Annotated in this window: 19 protein-coding genes; 14 read left to right on the top strand and 5 right to left on the bottom strand. The window is 55.2% G+C overall.

What is annotated here, in order from left to right; genetic code table 11:
* Positions 1 to 77 precede the first annotated feature (77 nt).
* The 3 genes from R1T41_RS19850 to R1T41_RS19840 all read left to right on the top strand — a co-directional run bounded on the left by R1T41_RS19850 (position 78) and on the right by R1T41_RS19840 (position 2,070).
* Entirely contained in the window at positions 78 to 317 is a 240-nt protein-coding gene (locus R1T41_RS19850) for a DUF2892 domain-containing protein (protein WP_317338744.1), read from the top strand.
* 126 nt (positions 318 to 443) lie between these two features.
* Complete coding sequence (locus R1T41_RS19845; protein ID WP_062961409.1) at positions 444 to 857, top strand: TIGR01244 family sulfur transferase; 414 nt, start codon at positions 444 to 446, stop codon at positions 855 to 857.
* Between the two features lie 100 nt (positions 858 to 957).
* Positions 958 to 2,070, top strand: coding sequence for a peptidase C39 family protein (locus tag R1T41_RS19840; RefSeq protein WP_317338742.1), 1,113 nt, complete (start codon positions 958 to 960; stop codon positions 2,068 to 2,070).
* Positions 2,071 to 2,101: 31 nt separating this feature from the next.
* On the opposite strand, the gene R1T41_RS19835 is transcribed toward R1T41_RS19840, so the two are convergent.
* On the bottom strand, positions 2,102 to 4,075 hold the full coding sequence (locus R1T41_RS19835) for a GNAT family N-acetyltransferase (RefSeq protein WP_317338740.1): 1,974 nt from the start codon (positions 4,073 to 4,075) through the stop codon (positions 2,102 to 2,104).
* Between the two features lie 278 nt (positions 4,076 to 4,353).
* On the opposite strand from R1T41_RS19835, the gene R1T41_RS19830 reads away from it, so the two are divergent.
* A complete protein-coding gene (locus tag R1T41_RS19830; protein ID WP_317338738.1) occupies positions 4,354 to 6,348 on the top strand; it encodes an autotransporter assembly complex family protein in 1,995 nt (664 codons plus the stop codon).
* The gene (locus R1T41_RS19825; RefSeq protein ID WP_317338736.1) at positions 6,345 to 10,763 is read left to right on the top strand and encodes a translocation/assembly module TamB domain-containing protein; all 4,419 of its coding nucleotides are present in this window, start codon (positions 6,345 to 6,347) and stop codon (positions 10,761 to 10,763) included. The genes R1T41_RS19830 and R1T41_RS19825 overlap by 4 nt, the downstream gene beginning before the upstream one ends.
* Here the strand turns inward: R1T41_RS19825 and R1T41_RS19820 are convergent.
* Together R1T41_RS19820 and R1T41_RS19815 are read right to left on the bottom strand one after the other, a co-directional pair.
* Positions 10,757 to 11,707 (bottom strand): sugar kinase, encoded by a 951-nt coding sequence (locus R1T41_RS19820; protein ID WP_317338735.1) that lies wholly within the window; start codon positions 11,705 to 11,707, stop codon positions 10,757 to 10,759. The genes R1T41_RS19825 and R1T41_RS19820 overlap by 7 nt on opposite strands.
* A gap of 28 nt (positions 11,708 to 11,735) precedes the next feature.
* Positions 11,736 to 12,620 (bottom strand): MurR/RpiR family transcriptional regulator, encoded by an 885-nt coding sequence (locus R1T41_RS19815; protein ID WP_062953089.1) that lies wholly within the window; start codon positions 12,618 to 12,620, stop codon positions 11,736 to 11,738.
* 375 nt (positions 12,621 to 12,995) lie between these two features.
* Between R1T41_RS19815 and R1T41_RS19810 the strand changes: the two genes are divergently transcribed.
* The 5 genes from R1T41_RS19810 to R1T41_RS19790 all read left to right on the top strand — a co-directional run bounded on the left by R1T41_RS19810 (position 12,996) and on the right by R1T41_RS19790 (position 18,614).
* Positions 12,996 to 13,517 (top strand): TRAP transporter small permease, encoded by a 522-nt coding sequence (locus tag R1T41_RS19810; RefSeq protein ID WP_297207950.1) that lies wholly within the window; start codon positions 12,996 to 12,998, stop codon positions 13,515 to 13,517.
* On the top strand, positions 13,514 to 14,794 hold the full coding sequence (locus tag R1T41_RS19805) for a TRAP transporter large permease (protein WP_062953091.1): 1,281 nt from the start codon (positions 13,514 to 13,516) through the stop codon (positions 14,792 to 14,794). Before R1T41_RS19810 ends, R1T41_RS19805 begins: the two co-directional genes overlap by 4 nt.
* A gap of 95 nt (positions 14,795 to 14,889) precedes the next feature.
* Positions 14,890 to 15,945: a DctP family TRAP transporter solute-binding subunit gene (locus R1T41_RS19800; protein WP_317338731.1), complete on the top strand. Its 1,056-nt coding sequence runs from the start codon at positions 14,890 to 14,892 to the stop codon at positions 15,943 to 15,945.
* A gap of 90 nt (positions 15,946 to 16,035) precedes the next feature.
* Positions 16,036 to 17,505: a M81 family metallopeptidase gene (locus R1T41_RS19795; protein ID WP_317338729.1), complete on the top strand. Its 1,470-nt coding sequence runs from the start codon at positions 16,036 to 16,038 to the stop codon at positions 17,503 to 17,505.
* Between the two features lie 38 nt (positions 17,506 to 17,543).
* Positions 17,544 to 18,614 (top strand): D-TA family PLP-dependent enzyme, encoded by a 1,071-nt coding sequence (locus tag R1T41_RS19790; protein ID WP_317338727.1) that lies wholly within the window; start codon positions 17,544 to 17,546, stop codon positions 18,612 to 18,614.
* Between the two features lie 9 nt (positions 18,615 to 18,623).
* On the opposite strand, the gene R1T41_RS19785 is transcribed toward R1T41_RS19790, so the two are convergent.
* Positions 18,624 to 19,118: a hypothetical protein gene (locus R1T41_RS19785; protein ID WP_317338725.1), complete on the bottom strand. Its 495-nt coding sequence runs from the start codon at positions 19,116 to 19,118 to the stop codon at positions 18,624 to 18,626.
* 202 nt (positions 19,119 to 19,320) lie between these two features.
* On the opposite strand from R1T41_RS19785, the gene R1T41_RS19780 reads away from it, so the two are divergent.
* From R1T41_RS19780 to R1T41_RS19770, 3 genes are all read left to right on the top strand, one after another.
* A complete protein-coding gene (locus R1T41_RS19780; RefSeq protein ID WP_317338723.1) occupies positions 19,321 to 20,172 on the top strand; it encodes an alpha/beta hydrolase in 852 nt (283 codons plus the stop codon).
* Between the two features lie 148 nt (positions 20,173 to 20,320).
* Positions 20,321 to 21,271 (top strand): ornithine cyclodeaminase family protein, encoded by a 951-nt coding sequence (locus R1T41_RS19775; RefSeq protein ID WP_317338721.1) that lies wholly within the window; start codon positions 20,321 to 20,323, stop codon positions 21,269 to 21,271.
* On the top strand, positions 21,268 to 21,768 hold the full coding sequence (locus R1T41_RS19770) for a thioesterase family protein (protein WP_317338719.1): 501 nt from the start codon (positions 21,268 to 21,270) through the stop codon (positions 21,766 to 21,768). Before R1T41_RS19775 ends, R1T41_RS19770 begins: the two co-directional genes overlap by 4 nt.
* 55 nt (positions 21,769 to 21,823) lie before the next feature.
* Here the strand turns inward: R1T41_RS19770 and R1T41_RS19765 are convergent, their stop codons facing one another.
* Positions 21,824 to 22,333 (bottom strand): GNAT family N-acetyltransferase, encoded by a 510-nt coding sequence (locus R1T41_RS19765; protein ID WP_062953097.1) that lies wholly within the window; start codon positions 22,331 to 22,333, stop codon positions 21,824 to 21,826.
* Between the two features lie 101 nt (positions 22,334 to 22,434).
* Between R1T41_RS19765 and R1T41_RS19760 the strand changes: the two genes are divergently transcribed.
* The gene (locus R1T41_RS19760) at positions 22,435 to 23,673 is read left to right on the top strand and encodes a bifunctional alpha/beta hydrolase/OsmC family protein (protein WP_317338717.1); all 1,239 of its coding nucleotides are present in this window, start codon (positions 22,435 to 22,437) and stop codon (positions 23,671 to 23,673) included.
* The last annotated feature ends 35 nt before the right edge of the window (positions 23,674 to 23,708 follow it).

The raw sequence follows: 23,708 nt of genomic DNA, 5'->3' as shown, positions 1-23,708 counted from the left end.
ATTACATTTGTTAATTATAATATTATATATTATCAGGGTGATATTGATCCCGTGGTTTTCAGAAACAGGAGTTCCCGATGAAATCCAATGTCGGAAAAATTGATCGTGCTTTGCGTGTAATTCTTGGCGTCGTTCTGATTGCGCTGCCGTTTGTTGTTGCGACGGAGACCGGCCCGTTTGCAGCACTTGGCGGATTTGGCTGGGTGGCGATGATTGCCGGTGCAATCATGATCCTGACCGGTGGGATGCGGTTTTGCCCGCTTTATCGCATTCTGGGTATCGGGACATGCCCGATTGATACAAAATCCGCCAGATAATCGACTTTTATGATGTCGGGGAGTTGTCAGCCGACGGATATAGTGGCATCCGTAATCCTGGTATTCCGCTTTTACGTTCCAAGCGCATAAGCGGTCCTTGTGACCCAGAAATACGGACCCGCAACAATGAAACGCCTGAATGATGAACTGACCGTCTCGCCGCAGATGCCCCTTGATGCTGTTAATGACATCGCCGGGGCCGGTTTCAAGACCATTGTCTGTAATCGTCCGGACAACGAGGACCCCGGTCAGCCATCATTCGCAGAAGTCGAGGCAAAGGCAAAAAGCCTTGGTCTTGCCGCCGTGTTTCTTCCGGTTGCAAGCGGCAATGTTTCGGATGCCGATGCCGATGCCTTTGCCAAGGTTCTGAGCGAGGCTGAAAAACCGGTATTCGCGTATTGCCGTAGTGGCACGCGCTGCACGATCCTTTGGTCGCTTGCCAGTGCTGGCAATTTGCCGGTTGAAGATATTGTCAAAACGGCTGCGGGGGCGGGATATGACATGTCGCCTCTGGCACCCCGGATTGCCGCGCGCAGCTAACCTGCCGAAAATGCACTTCCGGTTTCATCCGTTTCATGGCGAAATGGGTGAAACCGCCTTGATCTATGGGATCGGCAAGTATTGATGCTTCGGGTGCCTTTTGACCAAACTTGACCTTCGTATCGCAACAGATGGGGACCTTGATGCCCTGTGCGAGATCGAAAACAGTTCATTTGATATTGACCGTTTGTCACGCCGCGCTTTCAAGCGTTTCCTTGGCAGCGAGACGGCGCGCCTTTGTGTTGCTGAACGCGATGGTGCGGTTGTCGGCTATGCCCTGGTAATTTTCCGATCCAACGTTGCGATGGCACGGCTTTATTCCATGGCGGTTCTGGAGACGCAGCGTGGGCAGGGGATCGGCCGGGCACTCCTGACCCGGGCCGAGGAACTCAGCCTTGATTTCGGGGCCCCGATCCTGCGGCTTGAAGTCAATCCGGGTAACGAAACGGCGATTGGATTGTTCAAGGCGGCGGGATATCGCGAGTTTGCCCTTTATCCCGATTATTATCCCGATCATTCCGACGCGCTGCGCATGGAACGTGTTCTGGTGCCGCAATCCCTGCGTCGGCCATCGCCAATCCATTTTTATCACCAGACCATGCCATTCACCTGTGGACCAGCGGCATTGATGATGGCGATGAACGCGCTTGATCCCAATGTCGAAATGGATCGCAATCAGGAAATTGCGCTTTGGCGTGAGGCAACGACCGTTTTCATGACATCGGGGCATGGCGGGTGCGGGCCGCTTGGCCTTGGACTGGCGGCGCACAAACGCGGTTTTGATGTCGAGGTTTTAAGCAGCCGTGACGGGCCGCTTTTTGTTGATACGGTACGTAAACCCAAGAACCGCGAAGTCGTGGAACTGGTGCATTATGATTTCGCCCGTCAGGCGCGCGAGGCCGGTATTCCGGTAACCACCGGGCCGTTCAGCATTGCAGAAATCGAGGAACGGTCAAAACAGGGCAAGATCGCGCTTGTCCTGATCAGCCAGTATCGTATTTACGGCGATAAAATCCCGCACTGGGTTGTGGTTTCGGGATTTGATGACCGGTATGTCTATGTCACCGATCCGGATATTGGCGATGATCACGAACCATTCAGCGGCAGCGATTGCGTATCAACGCCGATCCTGCGCAACGAGTTTGACCTTATGGTGCGTTATGGCCGCGACAAGCTTCAGGCAGCAGTCTTCATTGAAAAAAGGGCCGGATAAACCGGCCCTTTGTCATTTTGAATGGAATGCGTCACGGACGCGCGATCTTGCCCAGAAGATGGGCGATGATCCGGCGATACAGATCCATGCCGAGCACGACATCCTCGACCCCGCCATCGATGTTGGGGTTGTCGTTGACTTCGATCACCATCGGGCCATGCGGGGTTTCTTTCATATCCACACCATAAAGACCATCGCCCATCAGGCGGGCCGCAGCCAAGGCTGTGGAAACGATATCAGCCGGGGCATCTTCGACGGCGACGGTTTCAAAGCCGCCTTCCTCGAACGATTTGCCGTCATCTTCGTGTTTGACGATCTGCCAGTGGCCCGGCGCCATGAAATAGCGGCTGGCAAAGAGTGGCTCGCCCCCCAGAACGCCAATACGCCAGTCAAAGGTGGTTTCGACATATTCCTGAATGACGAGAAGTTCGGAATTTTTGAACATCTCGGTCGCAACTTCGGCCAGATGTTCGGGTGATTTCACCTTGCGCACCCCGCGCGAGAAGCAGCCATCGGGTACCTTAAGCACCGATGGGAAGCTGAATTGCTGTCCGATTTCGGCAATGCGGCGTTTATCGAAAATCATGCTGCGCGGGGCCGGAATACGGTGTGTACGCAGCAATTCGGCAAGATACACCTTGTTCGTGCAGCGCAGGATTGAGTCCGGATCGTCAATCACCGGAATGCCTTCCTTGCGCGCCCGTTTGGCAAAGCGATAGGTGTGATGATCAAGGGCGGTGGTTTCGCGGATCAGCAGCGCATCAAATTCCGACAGGTGATGGAAATCCTTGGCGGTGATCAGTTCGGCCTTCGCACCAAGGTCGGAGGCGGCCTGAATGAACAGGGCCAGTGCATCGCTATCGGATGGCGGCAGGACCGCATCGGGATCATGCAGGATTGCCACCAGCGCGCTTGGCGGGTTGCCACCAGCCGCCGGTTTGCGCACGCGACCGCGCAGATAGGCACGGATGGCGCTTTCAAATGCAGGCAGGTCTTCAGCGCCCAGTTGGCTTAGTGCCGGGGCTTCGATTTCGCGCAGGATTTTCTTGTCCGACGGGTTCAGATGCAGACGCAGGATCGGACAGCGGAACTGATCAAAGGCGCGCTGGGCGATATCACGGAAGCGTTTATCGACGGTGCGGCCAAAGAATACGTCGATCTTGGTCGGGTGATCGCCCGGTTTGGCCAGTGCCTCGACGATTTGCGGGCTCATTTCTGCACGCGCGGTTTTTTGCAGCCGTTTCCAGTTCAGATCCAGAAGCACGTCGGCCTCGGGGATTACGCGTTCGCTGCGTGCGGCGGCAAGCAAGCTGCAATAATAACCCCGCGACAGATATTCATAAGACTGGCACAGGTTGATGACACGCCGGTTTCGCACCCCGTGATCAAGCGCAAGATATTCACGCACCCGCATGATGCGCGCACCGGGCACCTGAAACGGCAGGTCTTTGAGGCGGTCAACAAGGATCAGCGGCGCACCGGTTGCGACCGCTGGCGACCGTTCAGTCGGGATGTCATACAGATCATGTTGCAGGCGAATGCCATTGGCACCGTCTTCGTAATAGCCGGGCAGGTCGGCAATCTGCTGATAGCCGTGGCGGTCATAAAGATTGCGGGCATTGCTGTTTTCAACGCGCACTTCAAGGCGGATACGGACACATCCGGCATCCATCGCAAGGTTTTCAAGACCGGCCAGAAGTTGCGTGCCCAGACCCTTGCCGCGCCAGTTATCGGAAATCGCCAGCGAATAAATGCGCGCGGTCGTCGTGTTGGCGCGCAGCAAAAGCAGGCCGTAGCCGACAATGTCGGGTTTGCCGCTTTCGCCGGCATCGGCGACCAGAAGACGGGCGGATGCCTGACGCAGGAAGCGCGAAAAGCCGGACCGCGAAATCGCGTCGCTTGTAAAGCTGCCGCTTTCAAGGGCGCAAAGACCATCCAGATCAGAACGGGTGGCGTTGCGGATGATGACGGGCAGGGACGGGGTTGAAGTCACGTTTGGAGTCAATGGGTGGCCTCCGGCTTTTGGGTGGCAACAGCAAACAGATTGCTTTCAACTTCGAGTAAGCGGAACAGTTTTTTCTGACAAGTGCGATTACCGATCACAGCCATGCCATTTTTTCATGCTGTTTGATCGTTGGTGCATTCGACCTGCGTATAGAATGAAAATATGGTAGACGCTTGGCAAGTGCCTTAAAACAATAAACGGATCGGCCTGTGCGATGAATGCGGCCGGACGTTACATAAGTCTATCGGGACCGAGTGAAGATATTGGGGACGTCGTTGGTGAATACGGATAAACGCTACAACCGCAAATCCAGATTGCGCGGCATTGGTGTTGTGTCTGTTTTGCTGATGGGAACGGCGCTTTCGGCCTGTTCGGGCGACAATGTTTTATCCGAATTTGGTTTCGGACAGGACAGCGACAGTGCCGCACAGGACGCCTTGGGCGCGAAAATCCCCTATGAAGTCCAGATCGAAGGTATCGACCCGCAGGAAGAAAAACTGTTAGCTGCGTTACGCGATGTCAGCACGTCGATCCGGCTGCAATCCCGCCCGACGCCATCGCTTGCCGGGCTTGAACGCCGTGCCGAGGATGATGTGGAACGGTTTGAAACCGTTTTGCGGTCATTCGGGTTCTATGACGGACAGGTATCTTTCAATATCCGCAAAGCCGAACCCGATGATCCGAATACACCGAACGGTGAAAATGGCGGGGAGAGCGATGACATTGTCAGTGCGGCAAGCGAACCGGCAGCCGGCGCGCCGGACAGTGCAGAACAACCCGATCCGGTTGATCTGGTTTATCAGATTGATGTCAATCAGCCCTATCTTCTGTCGGAAGTGAAACTGGTTATTGTCCGCCCGGATCATACAACGCGCCGCGAAGCCACGGACGAGGAACTGGAACGTACCAATCTGCATCTTGGGCAGCGTGCGGCTGCCGACCCGATCATTCTGGCCGAGCAATATGCGGTTGATTTCATGCGAGATCGCGGTTTCCCGCTGGTGGAAGCGGGCAAGCGCAAGGTCATTGCCAATACGGCGGAAAAAACCATTTCCGTGACGTACGAGCTGGTCACCGGACCGGAAGCCAATTTTGGCAAGGTCAGTGTCAAAGGAGCCGAGACCGTTGATGAGGATTTCATCGCCGGTTATCGCAGCTGGAAACCGGGGCAGAAATATTCCCCCGAAGAAGTCCGGACAACGCGCCGTGATCTGGCGCAATCGAACCTGTTTGACAGTGTGATTGTCAAGCCGGTCGGGCCGGTCGCCAAAAATGGTGAAATCCCCGTCGAGATCGAAGTGCGCGAACGCAAGCATCGTACAATCGGTGGCGGGGTTGATTTTTCAACCGCTGACGGGCCGGGGGCGAATGCGTTCTGGGAAAACCGCAACCTGTTCGGGGCGGGGGAACGGCTCAGACTTGGTATCGAAGGATCGGGACAAAGCCAGGGGCTTGAAGCGACATTCCGCAAGCCGCAATTCCTTAAGCGTCGTCAGGCGCTTGTGGCGGATGGATCGGCCAAGAATTACAGCACGGATGCCTATGACGGCGAACTGGTCGAAACCTTTGTCGGGGTTGAACGCAAGATTGGTGATTACTGGTCTGTCACGCTGGGCCCGACGGCGGAATATTCCGATTTGACCGGGGCTGATTTGCCCAACGAGCAATTCTATCTGGGTGGTTTGCGGGGTATTTTGCGGCGTGACAGCACGGATAACCCGCTTGATCCGACCGAAGGCAACCGGCTTGAATTTAACGTGTCGCCCTATACCAGTCTGAGCGGCCCGAGCGCACAATTCACATCCGTTTCATTGAATGGATCGCAATATTTCGCCTTTGACGAAGAAGGCGATTATGTCCTTGCAGGTCGGGGGCGTGCCGGGATGATTATTGGTGAAGATCGTTCGGATCTTCCGGCCAACAAACGGTTCTATTCCGGTGGCGGCGGATCGGTTCGCGGTTACGAATATCAGAAAGTCGGGCCACTTGACGAAGATGGCGATCCGCTTGGCGGGCGTTCGGTGCTTGAGGCCGGGCTGGAATTCCGGGCACGGGTTACGGAAAGCTTTGGCATCGTGCCATTTGTCGAAGGCGGTAATGTCTTTGAGGCAAGCGACCCCGACGACCTTGATCTGCTTTGGGCGGCGGGGCTTGGTTTCCGTTATTACACGGCGGTCGGCCCCTTGCGCTTTGACTTCGCAGTGCCGCTTGATAAGCGTGACAATGTTGACGACGATTTCCAGATTTATCTTAGCCTTGGACAAGCATTTTGACGTTGCCTGACGATCCCAAACCATCCGGAACCACCAAACGCGGAAAGGTTGCCAAATGGGCGCGACGTGGCGCGATTGCGTTTGCGTGCCTGTTGCTGCTGATGATCTCGATTGTCGGCATTGCGGGAACCGGGCCGGTATTGCGTGCGATAACGCCGTGGCTGAACACCACGGTGGCAGAGGCGATAGAGGGCGATTTCGAACTGGGCCGGATCGAGGGCAGCCTTTGGACGGGGCTTTCGCTTGACCGGCTGTCGATGTCGATGCCGTCAAATGGCCTGGCTGTGGAGGTCAGCCAGTTCGGGTTTGACTGGTCGCCGCTGGCACTTTTGGGTGGGACGCTTCGGATTGATCGGGTTGAAAGTGCCACGATTGATGTCGTTTTGCCCGATATGTCAGGCACCGAAGACCTGGCCGAGGAAGAAGAGAGTACGTCGGGCGGTTTTGCGCCGCCGCTTGCCATTGAACTTGGCAAGCTGGCGCTTGGCAATGTGCGCATTTCCGACCCGGCCAGTGGCAAAAGCTTTGAATATGGTCTAAGCGCCAGTGCGGCAATTCGCGAAAACCTTGAAGCGGCCTTGTCGCTTGATCTGCAACCGCTAGATGACAGCATCGACCATTTGAAGGCCGATATTGATTTTGACGGCGATGAACAGCGGTTGAAAGCCGACATTGACGGCAAGCTTGATCGTGCAGGGCTGGTCATGACCCTTGCCGGGGTGGCACCCGAAGATGCGCCAAATGTCACGATCAGCCTTAAGGGGGATGGCCCGGCGACAGGCTGGAAAGGGCGGATCGAACTTGCGGCAAGTGATCTGATGACGCTTGGTGGTGATTTGGGACTTCGGCTGGATGACAGCCGGATCGGGTTTGACCTTGATGGTGTTCTGGCAACGCAGGGCGACCTTGCCGGGCAGCTTCCTGAACCGTTGCGGGGCGATGTCGATTTGGGGATTGGCGGGCAGTTTGATGCGGATGCCAATATCCTTTCTATCACGCGCGGCGATATCGCGAAATCCGGGCTTGCGACGATTGGCGCGACGGCGGAAATCGATTTTGATGAGAGTACTCTTCTGGCCGATCTGCACGGTGATATTGATCCGGCGACATCGGGCCTGATCGAGGATGCCGTGACATGGGGCGGGCTTGATGTGGTCGCACATGCCCAAGGGCCGCTTGAATTGCCTGATGTGACGGTGATGCTGCGTGGGGATAAGGTCGTAACGCCGGTATCAACCATCGCGACGCTGGCACTTGATGCCGATCTTCGTGGTGACGGGGACGGGTTTTCTGTTCAAAGCCGGATCGATGTTTCAGGCAATGACTGGCAGGATGCCGATCTTGGTGCGATGCTGGGCAATGCGCAGCAGGTTGCCCTTGATGCGGCAATCGCACCGGATTTCAGCAAGTTTGCGCTTGGAGAAATCAATATCACAACGCCGGGCATTTCGGTTAACGGCAAGACCGATATCAATGACGTGATGGCGGTGACGGATGGCGAACTGATTGCCGATGTCGCAGACCTTTCGATCTTTGCGCCGATTTCGGGGCTTGATCTGCGCGGGACGGGGCAGGTTGCGATACGCGATCTGACATGGTCGGTTGAGCAGGGTGGTACGGCAAATATTGCAATCAAGGCCGATCAGTCCGGGTTTGGCATTGCCGATCTTGATCGCATTGTCGGGGCGACGCCAACCATTGATGGCAAGCTTGCGGTTAGTGATGCATTTGATCTGTCGATCACGCTGGGTCAGATTGCCACGGCGATGGTTTCCGGCCCGGCGCAGATCGATATTTCAAATGAATTCAGTAATTTGTCGGTTGATTCTGAACTTTCGGTTCAGCCCGGCGTGGTGCCACCTGATATCGGTGTTTCCATCGCCCCGGCGACGGTTGCGATCAATCTTGATGGGGATATCGCGGCACCGGTCGGGACCATCAAACTTTCAACGCCATCGGTTTTGGCCGGTGGGCAGAAGTTTGAAAAACTTGATCTTGTGAGCGAAATGCGCTGGTCCGATCAGGCGGTATTGTCGCTGATCAACAAGGCCGGGTTCGGGTTGATGGGCCGAAATTACGATCTGGCGGCTGATGTGGTTTTGCCCACGGATGGGTTGCGGGTTGATAACATTGCCCTGAGCGGCGAGCGGCTTGAACTTGTTGGTAGCCTGATGTTGCCAGATTACGCGGTGCCGATGCGTGGCAAGCTTTCGGTGCGTAAACTCGATGCCGCGATGCTGTCGGATTTCGGGGCACCGGTGACGAATGGTACGCTAACCGCGGATGTGGCGTTTGTGCCGAAATCGGGCCAGCAGCAGATTGATGTGAATGCGAACATCAAAGGCATTCGGTTTGCCGCCGAAGAAGGTGCGGAGCAACCTGCGATCGAGGATGTCGTTCTGGCGGGATCGATCCTGAACGCGTTTGAAGAGCCCGGTTTCGATCTGAAACTGAATGGTCGTGATATTCGTTTTGCGCCGCTGGCGGTGGACCGAGTTGTCACCGAAATCACTGGTGATATGTCGGCCATCGGGATTGCACTTGATGCCAATGGTCAGCTTCACGGCAACATCCCGGTCAAGCTTGATAGCGATGTGGAACTTGGTCTTTCAGACGGGATCAATGTCCGGGCAGACAGGTTGGATGCCGAAATTGGCAGCCAGACGATTGCACTTCGTGAACCGTTATTGTTTAGCCAGTCCGATGCCGGGCAGCAGAAACTTGACGCGGCATTGAATGTCGGTGCCGGGCAGGTAACCGCAAAACTTGATCATCGGCCAAAGCGCAATTTTGCCGCCAATGCGCGAATTGCCGACCTCGTTCTGGGGCCGTGGGGGGAGATGTTCGGGTTAAGCGGGCTGGATGGTACGATGAATGTGACCGCGGATATATCCGAAGCGTCCGGACAATTGCCGATTGCGACCGTCAAAGGCGGAATTGAAAACATCACGACTGCGGCTGTGAAGGATATGGCACCGTTTGGGATGGTGCTTGATCTGGCGTTGCAGGACGGTCAGTTTGACGGCAATGCTACCCTTGGCAATGAAGAGGCACAGATTGTCGAGGCGCGTGGTACCGTGCCTTTGGGTGTTTCCATCCTCAAACAGGATTTCACACTGGACCCCGATGCGCCGATTGATGCGCAGGTCAAGGTGGACGGCGAAATCGCACAATTCTGGCCTTATGTCCCGGCACCTGATCATGTGATGTCCGGGCATCTCAAACTGGATGTGGTTGCCAAGGGAACGCTTGATGCGCTTGACTGGAATGGCGATATCGCCCTGTCTGACGGGGCATATGAGCATCTGGAATATGGCACGCTGTTGAAGCAGATCACGATCAATGGTGACTTTGATCAGAACGGTTTGCGGGTGCCGGAAATTACGGCAACGGATGGCGGGAATGGCCGGATCAGTGGCTCGGCCGAGGTGACACTGGATGACGATCCGGTGGTCAGTTACAAGGCGGAGCTTAAGATTGATAACGCAGCCCTGTCGCGCAAGGATGAGCTGCAATTCTGGGCGGATGTGAACACATCTGTCACCGGGACCGAAAAAACCGCCGATATCAAAAGCAATGTAACGCTTCGCCGTGGTGAAGTGGACCTGACACTTGCGCTGCCTGCGTCGGTTTCGACCCTTGATGTCGAGAATATCGAGGACGCCAAGCAGCGCGAGGAAGAAGAGGAAAAGAAAAAAGCGGCATCGGGTTTTGTCGGCAATCTGGATGTGACGGTTGATATTCCCGGGCGTTTGTTTGTGCGCGGGCGGGGGCTTGATTCTGAATGGGGTGGCAAGCTTGATATCAGCGGGACAACCGCAGAGCCGGTCATTGTCGGGCAGTTGCAGGCGTTGCGCGGGCAGCTGGATATCATTGGCAAGACATTCGTGATCAAGGATTCCAAGATCACGTTTTCCGGTGCAACACCGCCCGATCCATTGTTGGACATTGAAGGGGTCTATACCACCGACGACCTGACGGTGACGGCCGGGTTCCAGGGACCGGCAAGCGATCCGGAACTGGTTCTGACATCCAACCCGTCCCTGCCGGAGGACGAAATCCTGTCGCAGGTGCTGTTTGGCAAATCGCAGGGAAGCCTGAGTGCGATTGAGGCGGTCCAGCTTGCCAGTGCGGTGAACGAGCTTTCGGGCGGGGGCGGCGGACTTGACATCGTCGGTTCGGTCCGTCGCTTTATCGGGGCGGATGTTTTGCAGGTGGGCGGCGGCGAAGATGGCCCGAACGTCAAGGTGGGTAAATACCTGACGGACGGGGTCTATGTCGGCACCAAGACCGGCACGACCCCGGGATCAAGCGGGGTCGAGGTCGAGATTGAATTGACGCCAAATATCAGCGTGACCAGCGAAACCACCGAAATCGACAGCAAAGCCGGTGTTCAGTTCCGGCTGGATTACTGATCAAGTTTGATATCGCTGATATCAACAAGCGCGCCGCGCCGTGAAATCACGCGACCAGCGACCTTTTGCGCAACGGCAATGGCGGCAGGCACATCGCGCCCGGCATTGCGGGCGGCAAGGTATGATCCGTTAAAGGAATCCCCGGCCGACGTCGTATCGACAATATCGGTGACCTTGGGCGGTGTTACGGTGCCGTTTTCGCCGTCCCTGATCGAATAGAAGGTCGGTTCACCACCGCATTTGACAACAACCTCGTCCGCGCCCAGCGAATGCCAGCGTTTGGCGGTGGCAGAGGGCGTTGCGTCGCCAAACAGCGCGCTGTCGTCGTCAAATGTCGGCAGGACGGTGTGGCAATGAGGCGCAATCGCCAGATAGGTTGCCATTGCATCGTCCTGATCGGCCCAAAGGCGCGGACGGTGATTGGTATCAAAGCAGACTTTGCCGCCCTGTTTGGCAAAATCCCTGGCAATGCTGATCAGGGTCTGGCGATCCTTTTCAGACAGGATTGCCAGTGTGATTCCCGAAAGATACAGGCAATCGAACCCGCCAAGCGCATCGCGCAACACGGTATCGTGGCCGCCCTGAAGCAGCTGTTTGGCGGCGGCATTATTGCGCCAGTAGGAAAAGCTGCGTTCCCCGGTTTCATCGGTCTGGATGGCATAAAGACCGGGCAGGGCGCCATCGATCCGTCGGACCAGTGTCGTGTCGATATTGTCGTTCTGCCAGGCGGCAATCATCGCGTCGCTATAGGGATCCGTACCCAGTGCCGTGATGTAGGAAACATCTGTATCAGGCGTTGCAAGCAGGCGGCTGGTGCGTGCCATATAGGTCGCACCATTAAGCGTATCACCGGCAAAGCCGAGATTGGCTGCGCCAAAAATGCTGCCGGGGGATGTTCCGGCAAGCTCGATCATGCATTCGCCGATAAAGGCAGTACGGGTCATTGGGGCCTCGATGGGGATGGTGGCGTGATTAGTCGCCGATAGGCTGGCGGCCGGTCGGCGGATTGAGAGTCAGCAAAGATGACCTGATCCGGCGAAGTTTTTCAAGTGTTCGGTCCGGCGTGCGCCGGGCAACCGCGGTGGCAATGATATCGATGGTTGCCAGAAAAACATGCCGGGTGGCCGTTGGCTTATAAATATCAGGGTTTTCAGGCATATCAATGCCAATCACAAGGTCGCTTTCGGCGGCAAGCGGACTTTGCGGGTGGGTCATCGAGATGACCTTTGCGCCATATTGGCGGGCAATGGCGGCACTGTGGATCAGTTCGGTTGGTCGGCCGCTGGTGGAGATGGCAAAAAGCACATCTTCCTCGCCAAAGGTCGATGCCAGCATGCGCTGAAGGTAGCCATCACTTTGGGCCTGTGCGGGAATGCCAAGGCGGAAAAAACGGTTGGCGGCATCAAAGGCAACCGTCGTGGAGCCGCCGCCGACCCCCATAAAGGCGATCTGGCGGGCATTGGCCAGAATATCGGCAGCCCTGTCGATTTCGGTGCTTGAAAGCTGTTCGCGCAGCAAACGCAGATTATCGACAATCACGCCCAGCACGTGATTGGAAAGCACGTCGGCGGCTGTTGTGTCGTCGGCAAGGTCCTCGGGCGCCAGATATTGCATGCTGACCGCAAGGTTCTGTGCCAGCCGTATTTTAAAATCGCGAAATCCGTCACAGCCAAGGGTCCGGCAAAACCGGATCACGGTCGGTTCGCTGACGCCAACGTTTTGCGCAAGATCGGAAAGGGCGATGGTGGTGACGTCCTGCAGGTGATCCTGAACGTAGTCGGCAACCCGCTGTTCACGTGCGGGAAAGGTACCGGCCTTTCGACGCAGGAGGCTGATGATATCGACAGTAGGTTGCATGCGAGCGTTCCGATCATTCTCGAATATGAGGTGCTGTTGTTGGCACCCCGCTGATAAATATCACTTTTTGGTTTGCTGGCGATAGCTTCGATCTTGGTCCCGAGATTATCCATCCTGCCGGATTTAACCGTAAAGCGGGTAGGGCGTTGATTGCCGAATTGTTTGATCGCCGTTGTTGTCTTCCGGTGGTTTTGGGTGGGTAGCCCAAACAATATAGGTAAAAATGTAGTTTAACTACCTATAATGTCATTGTTCGCGGATCATTCGTGGTGATATTTGCAATTATGACTCAAAAATATGTAGACAAGCTACAAAAATATCCTCAGGATGTAGAAAAATTACATAAAACATTCATCAGCGGAGAGATTAAGTAAGATGGCGCTGCGCCGTGTTGAAACCACAGCCGCAATGATCAGCCGGTCGCTAAACTGGGTGGTCGAACGTGTGATTGCCGTCCTGATGCTGGCCCTTGTGCTGGATGTCTGGCTGGGCGTGATTGATCGTTACATTTTCCACTGGCAACTGCCCTGGCCCGAAGAACTTGCGCGCTACCTGATGATCTGGGCGGCACTTTTGGCGGTATCGGCCGGGATTGCGCGGCGCGAACATATCGGCATCGGGATGTTTATCCTTAACGCGCCGATGCCCGTGCAGCGCACGGTTCTGTTCTGTGTCGATCTGATTGCGTTATGTGCATTTCTGTATCTGGCGATTTACGGCTTTGATTTTGCCGCGGGCGGTATGCGCCGTCAGGCGATGATCTTTGGCATGACGCTGGCACTGCCTTATGCCGCGGTGCCGGTTGCATCCCTTCTTGCTGCCATTCAGTTGTTGCTGGTCGCGCTTCGCGATCAGGGCCGCTTCGTTCCCATTGATCTGGCGGAGGGCGCAGAATGATCGTCGGTATTACTTTTGTCGTTCTGATGGTTCTGGGCATGCCGATCGGCTTTGCGCTGGGCGTTGCCGGGGTTATTGGCCTTTATGACATGGGCGGGGGCATGTTCCTTGTTCAGGGGCCAAGCAAGGTCTTTAACGGTCTGAACGTATTTCCGTTTCTTGCCATGCCGTTCTTTATTCTGGCTGGCGAGATCATGAACCATATCGGGATTACCAGTCGCCTTGTGCTGTTTGCGCAGGCGCTGGTCGGGCATTTTCGTGGTGGGTTGGCGCACACCAATATGCTGGCATCGGTTTTCTTTGCCGGACTGACCGGGGCGGCGACCGCCGATGCGGCGGCCTTTGGCAAGACGCTGGTGCCGGCCATGGTCGAACGGGGGTATCGCCGGGATTATGCCTGTGCGGTGACCGCAGCCGGGTCAATCATCGGCCCGACCATTCCACCGTCGGGATTGATGGTTGTTTATGGATCGCTGATGGGGGTTTCCATTGGCGGGCTGTTTGCCGCCGGTATCCTGCCGGGCTTGATGATCTGTCTGATCTGCATGACGGTGATTGCGGTAACCGCAAGGTCCAAGAACCTGCCGAAAAACGAACGTCGTGCGAACCTTCTGGAAATCTGGAAGATTTTCAAATCATCGATCACGGCCCTGATCATGCCATTGATCATTCTGGGCGGTATTCTGGGCGGGATTGTTACACCGACCGAGGCCGCATCGGTCGCCGTGGCCTATGCGCTGTTTATCGGTATTTTTATTTACCGTGCGCTGACCTTTGCTGATTTCTTCAAGATGCTGATCCGTACAGCCCGGGTGACGGGGGTGATTTTCATCATCATTGCCTTTGCGTCGATCCTTGGCTGGTGGCTGAGCTTCAACCGCATTCCGCAGGAAGTCGCGAGCCTTGTCCTGGGGCTGTCGTCTGATCCCTATATGGTCATTTTCATGATCGTCGCCCTGTTGCTGATGATCGGGATGGTCATGGATATCAATGCAATCCTGATCATTCTGGCCCCGGTTCTGGTGCCGCTGACGGTCCAGATCGGAATGGACCCGATCCATGCCGGGATCATCTTTGTTCTTGCGCTTAACATTTCCCTGATGACGCCGCCCGTGGGTGCGTGCCTGTTCGTGCTGTCGTCTGTTACGGGTGAAAAGCTTGAAAAAATTGCCGCCCAGCTTTGGCCGTTCCTTTTGGCTGAACTGGGTGTGCTGTTCCTGTTTGCCTTCTGGTCCGATCTTGCACTCGCGATCCCGCGATTGCTTGGTTTCAGGTAACCGGCGGCAATGAAACGCCCCGGTCAGGTCCGGACCGGGGCACCGAAAGGTGACAAGCGGACAGAAATAAAAGGCCTTAATCAAGGAGAGGTAGAATGAAAACGATGAAACGTTTGGGGGCTTTTGCCCTTGCGACGGCCATGCTGGCCAGCACGACGTCATTGGCCTATGCAGAGCCCAAGGTTCTGAAATTTGCCCATGACAACAAAATGGACCCGTTTGAAAACCCGGCGCATGCCTGCACCGCTGTTTTCGCCAACATTGTCGAAGCCGACACCAATGGCGAGATCAAGGTTGAGGTTTATCCGTCCAACCAGCTTGGTTCGGCCGCAGAACATGTGCAGATGGTCCGCGATGGTCTTATTCAGGCGACCCTGACCTCGACCGGGGCGATTGCATCCTATTATCCGCGTATCGATGTTCTGAACCTTGCATTCGCGTTCGACAGCAACGCATCGACCTATGACGTGTTTGATGGTCCGTTTGGTCAGAAACTGGCAAGCGACATCGAAAACACCCTTGGCGATGTCAAGGTTCTTGGTTTCCCGGATACCGGCGGGTTCTTTGCCGTGACCAACTCCAAGCATCCGATTGCAACGCTGGACGATTTCAAGGGCATTCGTGTTCGCACCATGTCGCTGCCGTCGCATCAGAAAATCATGCAGGCACTGGGTGCCGAAGCCTATCCGATGGCGTGGGGCGAAGTTTATGCCGGTCTTCAGACGGGCGTGATCGATGGCCAGATGAACCCGGTTCCGACCGTGACCTTTGCCAAGTTCAACGAAGTGCAGGGGTATCTGACCCTGACCAATCACCTGTTCTCGCCTTACACCTTCATGCTGTCGAAAGCATTCTGGGATGATCTGACTGCCGACCAGCAGAAGATTGTTCGTTATGCTGCGCAGTCCTGCGTTGTTGCCAGCCGTGGTGTATCGCGCGTGATCGAGGCATCTGATCGTGGTCTTGCCGGTTTGACCGACAAAATGGAAATCACGGCACTGAGCGCAGAAGAGCGTCAGAAGCTTAAAGACGTGACCCAGCCGGTCGTGGTCAAACACGTTCAGGAATCCCTGGGCACGGAAGGCGTTGAACTTCTCGAACTGTTCCAGACGGAAGTCGATAAAGCCAACGCCCACCGCTACATGGAATAATCCATGCGCGTGCGGGTGGTGCTTCACCCGCACGCTTTTTTCTTTTGCACATAAAATATGATGATTACAAAGAACAAAAAGGATGGGGTCATGAGGATTTTTTGCGCCTCTATTGCGACCGAAACCAACACATTCTCTCCGTTGCGCACCGATTTTTCCGATTTCAAGGAAAGCTTCTATGCCCCGCCCGGACAGCATCCGGTGACCCCGACACTGTGCAGTGCCGTCTTTACCGAGGCGCGTGTGCGGGCGGCAAAGGAAGGCTGGGATCTGATCGAAGGGACTGCTACCTGGGCGGAGCCGGGAGGATTGGTCAATCGGGAAACCTATGAACAGTTGCGTGACGAGGTTCTGGGCCAGTTGCGTGCGGCGATGCCGGTTGATGCGGTTATTCTGGGCCTGCACGGGGCCATGGTGGCGCAAGGATATCTGGATTGCGAAGGTGATCTGATTTCGCGTATCCGCGCAATCGTTGGCCCCGACGTAATTATCGGTACCAGTTTTGATCCGCACAGTCATCTGACGGAGCTGCGTGTTTCCAACGCCGATATTATCGTCGCGTTCAAGGAATTTCCTCATACCGATTTCGTTGAAACCGGTCGTGCGGTTGTTGATCTGGTATTGCGCACATTGCGCGGCGAGATCAAGCCGATCAAGGCGGTATTTGATTGCCACATGATCGAAGTTCTGCCGACATCGCGGGAGCCGATGCGTTCCTTTATTGATCGCGCCAAAGCCCTTGAAGGAACGGATGGAGTCCTGTCGGTATCTTTCATTCACGGCTTTATGGCTGGTGATGTTCCTGATCTTGGTGCAAAGGTGATTGTGACCACCGACAATGATCCGGACAAGGCAGATGATATTGCCCAGCTTTTGGGGCAGGAGCTTTTCGGGTTCCGCGGGGTGACCAGACCCAGTTTCCTGACGCCGGATGCTGCTCTTGATCAGGCATTGGCAAGCGAAGCCAAACCCATCGTTTTGACCGATGTCTGGGATAATCCGGGTGGTGGTGTTCCGGGTGACAGCACGATTTTGTTGCGTGCGGCGATGGAACGCGGGCTTCGTGATTTTGCGGTGGGGACCATCTGGGACCCGATGGCGGTCCGGATTTGCATTTCGGCCGGCGAGGGCGCGACATTGCCGTTACGCTTCGGCGGGAAAACCGGTGCACATGCCGGGGCACCGATTGATGCCGAAGTGCGGGTGAAAAAAATCCGGCGCGATTCATGGCAATATTTCGGTGACAGCATCGTACCGTTGGGCGATTGCGCGGTGATCGAGCTTCCGGGTGGGGGCGAGGTGATCCTGAATTCCAACAGATCGCAAAGCTTCGACCCCAGCCTGTTTTCGAATATGGGAATTGATCCGTCTTCGAAAAAATATCTGTTTATCAAATCGACCAATCACTTCTACGATGCGTTCGCCAAGATCGCGGGCGAGATCATTTATGTCGATGTCCACGGACCTTATCCGTCCGATCCGAAAACCAACGGATATCGCCATTTGACCCGTCCGCTTTGGCCGATTGTCGATGACCCGTTTGCGGCCATCGCAAGCTGATTGCTGCCACCACCAGATTTGATAAGGACGCTGCCCCGATGACCGGAATGCCCCAATATCCCGAACTTGATACGCCCTGCGCGGTTGTTGATCTTGATACTGTCGACCGGAATATCGAAAGTTATCAGGCTTATTGCGACAAACACGGGATCGGGCTGCGCCCGCATATCAAAACTCATAAAATCCCTGCCTTCGCCGCCCAACAGATGAAGGCAGGTGCAATCGGGATCACCTGCCAGAAAATCGGCGAGGCCGAAGTGATGGCAGATGCCGGTCTGGATGATATTCTTCTGACCTATAACGTCTTGGGCGAACGCAAACTTGCACGTTTGCGTGCACTGTTTGACCGTATCAAAAGCCTTCGTGTAGTGGCCGATAATGCGGTTGTGGTTGAGGGATTGTCCAAGGCCTTTGCCAGCAGCGCGAAGCCGCTTGAAATCCTGATTGAGTGCGATACCGGTGGCGGGCGTTGCGGGGTGCAAAACCCGGCTGAGGCCGTTGAACTGGCAAAGAAAATCAAATCATTGCCGGGGCTCAGTTTTGCCGGGCTCATGACCTATCCGGCGACCGGTGGTGGTGCCAGGGTTGAGGTATTTTTTACCACGGCCATGAAGGAACTGGATGCGATTGGTATTGAATGCCCGGTGCGCAGTTCCGGCGGGACACCTGATATGTGGTTGGCCCACGAAGTACCGTCCGTGACCGAACATCGCATCGGAACTTACATCTATAATGACCGGTCCCTGATGGCGCGCGGTGTTTGCAAGGAAGATGATTGTGCGCTTCGGGTTTTGACCGAAATCGTATCCTTGCCAACCCCGGGCCGGGCGATCATTGATGCGGGGTCAAAGGTCCTGACATCTGATCTGCTGGGCCTTGAAGGATATGGCTATGTCGTCGGGTACCCCGATGTCGCGGTCAAATCGCTTTCGGAAGAACATGGCATTCTGCATTTTGATCCGGCGACACAGCCGTTCGAGATTGGCCAGCGGATTGAAATCATTCCGAACCATGTCTGTGTTGTCAGCAATATGCTGGATCAGGTGCATCTGGTGCGTGATGGCGATATCGAAACAGTTGATGTTGCCGCGCGGGGTTGCGTGCTTTAAGACCGGTTCCTATGTCGGATCATGGTTGGGCAGATAGCCGGTGAAACCGGTAATCAGCCATTTTCCATTCAGCTGTTTTTCGCAGTAATAATGGGTTTTCCAAAGCAGACGGTCGGTTGATCCGTCTGCTTTTTTTATCGTGCCGTTGAAATGTTTGCGCACCAGTGCACGGTTACCGGTGATATCGATTTTCGAAAGGTCGGTGGCCCGGAAAACACCATCAAACAGGTCTTCGGCATAGTCGATTTCCTGTGCGGCGATGGCCTGACGCAGCCATTCATCGCGATAGGCTGCCAGATCGGGGAACATCATTTTCCAGTCATCGGGATCGTCGGATTTGCAGGCATCGATGGCGTAAAAGCCGTCGGCCTTGAAGTCGTCTTTGACCATGGACCAGTCGGCTGCGACGAAGGCCGCAATATCGCGCGGCACCAGCATTTCCCAAATCTGGTTGCGATCCGCATCATCGGCGGGGAACGGGCTTTGGAATGTGCGGTTTCTCATGGTCTATCCAACTGATTTTAAAATTGATTTTCGATATTCTGCCATTGCCGTTCCCTTAGCGCAATCGAGACCGGCTGTTTACCAGCGGGAATTATGCTCCTGTGTGAAGCATTTGCAAAAACCGGGAAAATAAAGAAAGATTATCGGACAGGCATGATCTACCGATAATAATTCCGGTCCGGGCAGAGCAAACGAGGTTCAGATGAGTTGGGGTGGTTTTACCCTTGCCGAACTTGAATGGCAGTATAATCCGCGCGAAACCGTGCCGGAATATATGACCTGTTTTGATCGTTTTGTGCGTCTGTCCGATGACACGCGTGCCAGTGTCCGTCACATTACCGATATCCGCTATGGTGACGGGCCAAAGGAAACCATGGACGTTTACCCGGCGGCCGAGCCAGACGCACCGGTGCATGTGTTTTTTCACGGTGGCTATTGGCGAAGCCAGGACAAAAAAGATTATGCGTTTGTTGCCCGCGATCTGAATGCCGCGGGCTTTACTGTCATTTGCCCGAATTACGATCTTTGTCCGGACGTCACGGTTGCCGAAATTACCTTGCAAGCGGTCCGTTGCATGACTTTCATTTATCAGAATGTCGGCGATTTTAACGGGGACCGCGACCGTATCAGCATTTCCGGTCATTCGGCAGGCGGGCAGATTGTCGCACGCCTTGCGGCGCATCATTGGGAAGATACCCTTGATGATGCCAATCCGTTTTGTGCGGTTGTTCCGGTTTCGGGGGTTTTTGATCTGGAACCGATCCGTTTTACCAGCATCAATGACGATGTGCGGCTTAATGCTGCGACGGCGGCTGATAATTCACCGATGCTTGATGCTATCCCGCATGACGTCAAAATGATGGTTGTGGTCGGGAGTAACGAAAGCCCTGAATTTGTTCGCCAAAGTGATGCCTATGCTGCCTATTGCGGGCGCGAGGGATTGAAGGTCCCGGTCTATAAGGCATGGGGGGCGAACCATTTTACGGTGCTTGAAGAACTTTACCTTGGCACCGGTTCGCTGTTTGGGCATCTGAAACGCTTTTTGCAGCGTTAATAGGCCAACAGGCCAGATGTGGCGGGCAGATTATTCACCAGAAACAAAGTGAAAAACAGCGTGCGATCCTGTGACGCGTGTCCTTTGACGTGGTATAAGATATCCACGCTACCACGCTGAAATCGAAAATAAATTTACAGGAAGGCCCATGCGTTTCATCTCTGCCGAAGAAATCGATAAATTCGTCTCGCCCCGCGATCTGGTTGAGGCGCTCCGCAAAGGATTTTCCGAGGGCTGCGAAGCTCCGTTGCGAAGCCACTTCAACATGGAACGCAGCAATGAGGATGACGCGACGTTTCTGATCATGCCTGCCTGGCAAAAGGATGGCGCGGCCGGGGTCAAGGTTGCGGCCGTGGTGCCGGGCAATTCGGCGCGTAACCTGCCTGCGGTTTCGGGGACTTATATCCTGCTTGATGCCGTGACCGGGCAACCATCCGCCGTGATTGATGGCACCAAACTGACCACACGCCGGACAGCGGCGGCATCGGCATTGGCGGCAGACTATCTGGCGCGCAAGGATACGCGCGAAATGGTCATGGTTGGTTCTGGCGCAATGGCGCCCAACCTGATCAATGCACATGCATCGGTGCGTCCGATCAAAAAAGTCACGATCTGGAACCGCAATGGCGACAAGGCCCGCGCATTAGCCGCCGAAACCGCCACCCTTGGGTTTGAGGCGGTGGGCACGGATGATTTGGAAACGGCCTGCAAGAGTGCCGATCTGATTTCATGCGCGACACTTTCGACCGAGCCGCTGGTGCGCGGTGAATGGCTTCGTGAGGGGACGCATGTCGATCTTGTCGGGGCGTTCAAGCCGACCATGCGCGAAACCGATGATGCCCTGATGCAGAAATGCCGGATTTATGTTGATAGTTTTGAAGGGGCAGCGGCCGAAGGTGGCGACGTGGTGCAACCGTTGAATGCCGGATTGATTTCGAAATCCGATATTCTGGGCGATCTGTTTGGCCTGACGCGCGGTGAGGTCAAGGGACGCCAAACCGATGCAGAATGCACCGTTTTCAAATCCGTTGGCCATTCGCTGGAAGATTTCGTTGCGGCGGTTGCGGTTGTCGATGCCGTCGGGAAGGCTGGCAAATGATCAGTACCGATCTTTTTGCCCCGGAGATGCTGGAATGCTATCGCGGGACGGTGCCGCAGGACTGGATCGATTTTAACGGGCATGTGAATGTCGGTTATTACGTGGTTGGTTTTGATCTGGGATCAGTGGCGTTTCTGGATGGGGTCGGGATGGGGCGGACATATCCCGAGCGGCGCGGATTTTCGACCTTTGCGCTTGAAATGCACATTACCTATGACCGGGAAATTCATCTGAATGATCCGTTCGTGATCCATACGCAAATTCTTGATTGCGATCACAAACGCATTCACATGTATCATGAATTACGGCATGGGACCGAAGGGTGGCTTTCGGCGACCAATGAAATCATCACGATGCATATCGATATGAAAACGCGGCGTTCGGCACCATTTCCCGATGACATTCAAAAGACGCTTGATCTGATCCGTGATGCGCATCGTGATTTGCCGGTGCCAAGCGGGGTTGGGCGCAAGATCGGTATTCGCCGCGCAGGATGATGATAGTCATCCCTGAAACGATCAAACCCGCATCCGGTGATGCGGGTTTTTGCATTCAGGCGACCTTTACAAACAGCTTGCAGATTTCGCCGCTGTTATTGACGTCCTGATCCCGTTCATAGGTCAGGCCAAGTTTGGTCAGAAGTTTTAGCGAGACTGTATTGTCCGGCAGGGTATAGCCAAATATCCGCTCAAACCCGAGGGTGTCGTAACCATAGTCGATCAGGGCGTTGCTGACTTCAAACGCATAGCCCATGCCCTGACGGCTTTCGGTAATGGCATAGCCGATATCGGGCGCATCAAGGGTATCGCGTTTGACAAAGCCGCATAGACCGATCGCCATATGCGTTGCCTTTTCGATCACAATGTAAGAACCAAAACCGTGTTTCAGATAACTGCTGAGAAGCCGTTCATCGATATAGTCACGTGCGGCATCAAGATCCCGAATATTGCGATCCCCGATAAACCGGATCCAGCCCGGTTCGTTCAGCAGTTGCAGGATAAAGGGGGCATCATCATGGGTCGCATGACGGACAAGCGTTCTTTTGGTTTCCAGTATTGTCATACTGTATTACCCTTGGTTTCGTGGTGGCGGATACGCATGCTAACGCAGAACGTGTGTAAACAAATAACGAATTCGCGAAACACCGACGGCGGAGGTCCGATATGGCTGTAAGGCCAATTAAGCTTAGCTTTGAAGGTGCACTTGGTGCGCAGCTTTCGGCGCGGTTGGATTTGCCAACGGGGCCGGTTCGGGCCTATGCGCTGTTTGCGCATTGCTTTACATGCAGCAAGGACCTGACGGCGGCGCGCAAGATCGCGCAGTCGCTGACCATGCAGGGGATTGGGGTTTTGCGGTTCGATTTTACCGGGCTTGGCGGATCGGGCGGTGATTTTGCATCCACCAATTTCACATCCAATCTGGATGACCTGAAACGTGCGGCTGATTTCCTGCGGCATGAATTTGCCGCCCCCCGCTTGCTGATCGGGCATTCGTTGGGCGGCGCGGCGGTTTTGGCCGTTGCCGATAGCGTGCCCGAGGCAACCGCAGTTGCAACGATTGGTGCACCCGCAGATGTCGAGCATGTGACCCATAATTTCGCCGGTTACCTTGAAGATATCGAACGTGACGGGCAGGCCGAAGTTTCATTAAGCGGTCGACCCTTTGTGATCAAGAAGCATTTCATTGATGATCTGCGCGCCCATGATATCGGAAAATCGGTCGGCAAATTGCACAAGGCGTTGCTGGTGCTGCATGCGCCGATGGATCAGACGGTGGGTATTGAAAATGCGGCGCGAATTTTTGATGCCGCCAAGCATCCGAAAAGCTTTGTGTCGCTTGATAGTGCCGACCATTTGTTGCGTGATCCCGATGATGCGACCTATGCCGCGGAAGTGATCAGTGCATGGGCGCGGCGGTATATCACCGACGAAGAACCGGTCAACGAGGACGTGCCCGATGGGGCCGTGGTTGTCCGTGAAACCGGGCTTGGCAAGTTTCAGGCGATGGTTCTGGCCGGGCATCACAGGATGCTGGCCGATGAACCCGAGGCCGTCGGCGGGTTTGACAGCGGACCGTCACCTTATGATTTTCTGGCGGCCGCCCTTGGGTCATGTACGGTGATGACCATGCGGATGTATGCCGATCAGAAACAGATCCCGGTTGATGGCATTCGGGTGGAAGTCCGGCATGATAAAATCCATGCGACGGATTGCATGGAATGCGGGGCGGAATTCGAACAGAAGGGCGGCAAGATCGACCGTTTCGAACGGATCATTACCCTGCATGGTGATTTTACCGAGGAAATCCGCGAAAAACTGATCGCGATTGCCAATAAATGCCCGGTGCATCGCACATTGGAAGCCAAGTCGCTGATCGTGACCCGTGATGAGCGGGATCGTTAAAGCCGGTCTTCCTTGACGCAAAGTGCAAACAAAAA

The sequence above is a fragment of the Thalassospira lucentensis genome (assembly GCF_032921865.1).
Classification (GTDB): Bacteria; Pseudomonadota; Alphaproteobacteria; order Rhodospirillales; family Thalassospiraceae; genus Thalassospira; species Thalassospira lucentensis_A.
This window is presented reverse-complemented; position numbering and strand designations above follow the sequence as displayed.